Below are 3,360 nucleotides of genomic sequence, written 5' to 3'. Positions count from 1 at the left end.
GTTATATGACAAATCAAAGACTTTGTCCCGTCTTTTCCTTGGGGATAAGCGCAGGTCAAGCCGCCGCACTCCAGGTCGATTCGCTAAAGAGTGTGGCAAGGGAGCGAAAATCCGGGGAATGTCCTGGGATGATGAAGCGATAGCACGCCGGTTCCCTTGCTATTGGAATCCGATGCGTTTCTGAGGCGGGTCCGGAGGCTCCATGAGGTCGCGGATGGCATCGAAGACAGCGCTGAAACTGGCATCGTACTTGTTTTCAAGGGCCACGACCTTGCGGGCAAGGCTCTCGACAGTGAGGGCCATGCGGCGCAAGCGGACAAAGGCGCGCACGACCGCGACGCTCATTTGGACCGCCTGCGGGCTGTTAAGCACGGTGGCGGCCATGATGGCACCATGTTCTGTGAAGGCAAACGGCATATACTTGCGGTGTTTTCCGCGCTTTAAGGTTTCATTTTGCAACCTTAAAGACCGCCATTCCGCCTCGGTGAGCTGGAAGCAGAAGTCATCAGGGAAACGTTCCCGGTTGCGTGTGACCTGTTGGTTTAGCCGTTTGACCGTGACGCCATAAAGGTCGGCAAGGTCGGAATCAAGGATGACAGCCTGGCCGCGGAGGCGGATGATGGCGTTCTGGGGTTCGGGCAGGAGAGGGCGCTGGATAGAATTCATGAGACAACAATACTTCGACGATATAGGAAATCAATAGTTAAATATAAAAACGCGATAGTATAATGATAGAAGCCTCTCTGTCTCCGCGTCTCAAGCCTGGTACTCCAGGCAGGTGGTGAAATATTTCTTTCATGAACCGGCAGGTGCCTATCCCATGCTTTGCTGGTTATAGGGTGTTGTGAAACGTAATCTTTATCTCACCTTGGAGCGCGTTGAATTCTGGATCCCCGGTGACGAGTTCGGCATTTAACGCTTTGGCGAGCGCTGCGGCAAACGCATCGGCGAGGCTGATGCTGAAGCGGGACTTGAAATCGGCCGCCAAGTCGGATAGTTCGCGCGTACCCGGGTGGAACTTGATTGGCAAGGCGGGAAGGACCTCCGTGGCTGCATTCCATGCGGCCTGGCCGTCTTTCCGGAGGATCATGTATTGGACCTCCGCGTAATTGATCTCCGACATGTGCAACGGTTGGTCAACCTTGCCTGCCTTATGGAGGAGATCCTTTACCCTGGCGCCCAAGGGCTCGCCACGGAAATAGGCAATCAGCGCAAAACTATCAAGAACGATGGCGCGCATGCCGGGCCTCCTCCAATTTCCGTTCTTCCCGCTTATGATCTGCCCACTCCGCGTCAAAGGACTTCCCCTGTGATTTCGGTTTAAGCAACCCGAAACCGCTGTCAATGAGTGCTGGCGTCACAGGCTTGAGTAGAATCCCTCCCGCCGTTGCGGTCACGATGGCGCGGGTGCCCCGCTCGATATGGTACTGCCGGCGTAGCCAAGCCGGGATCACCAGTTGTCCCTTGGTCGTGAAACAAACGCAGTCTGCCTGAACCGTAGTATTCATAATTAAAAATATGACATTAAAAAAAATGTCCGTCAAATAGTAAAAGTATAGATATCGATGATGATGTCTTACATTATTGCGAGAGCTTTGGAGTGTGGCGGCTTGACCTGCTCCTTACACGTAAATACAGGAAGACTGCACCACTGATTTAAGAAATAGGAGAAATCCAGATCAAAACCTTAGGCCAAGCCACGAAGTTCGCCTGAAAATTGGATTTCCAAAATTTCCCGGATTAGTGGTGAGGTCTTCTCCTTAAATCCGTGTAAGGCGCAGGTCAAGCCGCCGCACTCCAAGTGAAAACTCCTGTATTTCGGTAGGGCGAGGCGTCCCTGCCGAGCCGTCTTGGGTTCGTTTCGTGTGTTTCGTCATGCCCCTATTTCCGGAGATTTGATATCAGGAGGTCTGGATTCAATCCGCCCGTTATAATGCAAAACATGTGAATAATAGAGATCGTGTATAACGATATAAAACATTTATGGATAATGCATTACAATGCAAAAGCAAATTTGCAAAGTATATGGACAGAGAGTCTGATAAGCAGTAGGATATCTCCAACGTATGGAAAGCACCATTAACAGCAAGGCGGTCGCGGAATTGGCCAAGACCGTGGCGCTGGAGTCGACGCTGGTTTCGAGTGACGGGGCGAAAGAGTTGCAAGATGAAACGAGTTTCAAACATGGATGTACAGGATAGACAGGATGGGGAAAGATGGATTGGTTTGAATTCAACTTATCCCGTGCATCCTGTATATCCATGTTAGGAATTCGGATTTTGGTTTCGGATGAAAAACGTAAAGAAGGAGATGGTAATGGGAAAGCCTGAGGCTGGAAAAATGATTGTCAGGTGCTTGATGGCTCTTAGCCTGTTATCGGCTCTGCCGGCGGTGGCTGCCGACATGCCCAAGGAGGATTTTTCGGCCATTTCCCCGCTGGTGCAATCCTGGATTGATAAAGGTCATTATCCCTGGGCGGTATTGCGCGTCTATCAGGGAGAAAAACTGCTCTATGCCGGACACTGGGGCTGCTACAACCAGGCCGACAATATCGCCAATATCGCCTCGGGCGGCAAGGTGCTGGAGGCTGCCACGTTCATGACGGTGGTGGACGAAGGCAAGATCAACCTCGACGCTCCCATCTCGACCTATCTGCCGGAGTTCACCGGCACCAATGGGCGTATCACGGTCCGGCAGTGCCTCTCGCACACCAGCGGGTTTAACCAGCTCAAACTGACCGAGGGGTCTATGGATCATATGATTCAGCAGATGGCGGGCGCGAAGTTGCCTAATGAGCCGGGAACCCGGTTCTTCTACGGCAGTCACGGCCTGACCGTGGCATCCTGTATCGCCGAGCGCGTCTCAGGTCAGAGCCTTGAAGACCTCTTCCAGCAGCGTATCGCCGGGCCCTTGGGGATGATTCATACCAAAACCGGGCCCAACCTCTATAGGATCGAGTCGGCCGAGGGGACATCCGTGGTCCCCTACACCAAGGCGAGCGAATACGCCCGCTTCTTGGAGATGCTCGCCAGCGGCGGGATGTATCGTGGCAAACGCGTGCTTTCCGCCAACAGCGTGCAGGAGATGATGGCCGACCAGGTGCGCGGGGCGACGATGCCCGGCGGCAATTTCCCGGAGGAGTTCAACCTGACGGCGATGCTCGGTGAAGGGAAGCACGGGTGTTATGGGTTCTGCCTGTGGCGTGAGCAGGTTGATGCCGATGGGAATGCCACCCTGCTTTCGTGCCCCGGCTGGAGCGGATTCTACCCTTGGATTGACAAGAAGCGCGGGGTGCATGGGGTCTTCCTGGCCAGAGTCGCCGACAGTTGGAATTTCAAATGGAAAGAGTTCAATCCCATG

The 3,360-nt window shown here is 53.5% G+C and carries 5 protein-coding genes; 2 read left to right on the top strand and 3 right to left on the bottom strand.

Features of this window, described 5'->3' with window-relative positions:
• Positions 1-159 precede the first annotated feature (159 nt).
• From WCS52_19420 to WCS52_19410, 3 genes are all read right to left on the bottom strand, one after another.
• Positions 160-666 (bottom strand): ORF6N domain-containing protein, encoded by a 507-nt coding sequence (locus WCS52_19420; GenBank protein MEI6169359.1) that lies wholly within the window; start codon positions 664-666, stop codon positions 160-162.
• A gap of 166 nt (positions 667-832) precedes the next feature.
• The gene (locus WCS52_19415; GenBank protein MEI6169358.1) at positions 833-1,240 is read right to left on the bottom strand and encodes a PIN domain-containing protein; all 408 of its coding nucleotides are present in this window, start codon (positions 1,238-1,240) and stop codon (positions 833-835) included.
• A complete protein-coding gene (locus WCS52_19410) occupies positions 1,221-1,508 on the bottom strand; it encodes an AbrB/MazE/SpoVT family DNA-binding domain-containing protein (GenBank protein MEI6169357.1) in 288 nt (95 codons plus the stop codon). The genes WCS52_19415 and WCS52_19410 overlap by 20 nt, the downstream gene beginning before the upstream one ends.
• A 558-nt stretch (positions 1,509-2,066) precedes the next feature.
• Here WCS52_19410 and WCS52_19405 point away from each other — a divergent pair.
• Complete coding sequence (locus tag WCS52_19405; GenBank protein ID MEI6169356.1) at positions 2,067-2,201, top strand: hypothetical protein; 135 nt, start codon at positions 2,067-2,069, stop codon at positions 2,199-2,201.
• Positions 2,202-2,316: 115 nt separating this feature from the next.
• Positions 2,317-3,360 (top strand): serine hydrolase domain-containing protein (locus tag WCS52_19400; protein ID MEI6169355.1); only part of this gene is annotated, 1,044 nt, incomplete at its 3' end.

It is taken from the genome of bacterium (genome assembly GCA_037128595.1).
Lineage (GTDB): Bacteria > Verrucomicrobiota > Kiritimatiellia > CAIKKV01 > CAITUY01 > JAABPW01.
This window is presented reverse-complemented; position numbering and strand designations above follow the sequence as displayed.

Excerpts from the sequence above, each read along its gene's own strand:
- WCS52_19420 (MEI6169359.1), bottom strand. The coding sequence starts at position 666 with ATGAATTCTATCCAGCGCCCTCTCCTGCCCGAACCCCAGAACGCCATC.
- WCS52_19415 (MEI6169358.1), bottom strand. The coding sequence starts at position 1,240 with ATGCGCGCCATCGTTCTTGATAGTTTTGCGCTGATTGCCTATTTCCGT.
- WCS52_19410 (MEI6169357.1), bottom strand. The coding sequence starts at position 1,508 with ATGAATACTACGGTTCAGGCAGACTGCGTTTGTTTCACGACCAAGGGA.
- WCS52_19405 (MEI6169356.1), top strand. The coding sequence starts at position 2,067 with ATGGAAAGCACCATTAACAGCAAGGCGGTCGCGGAATTGGCCAAGACC.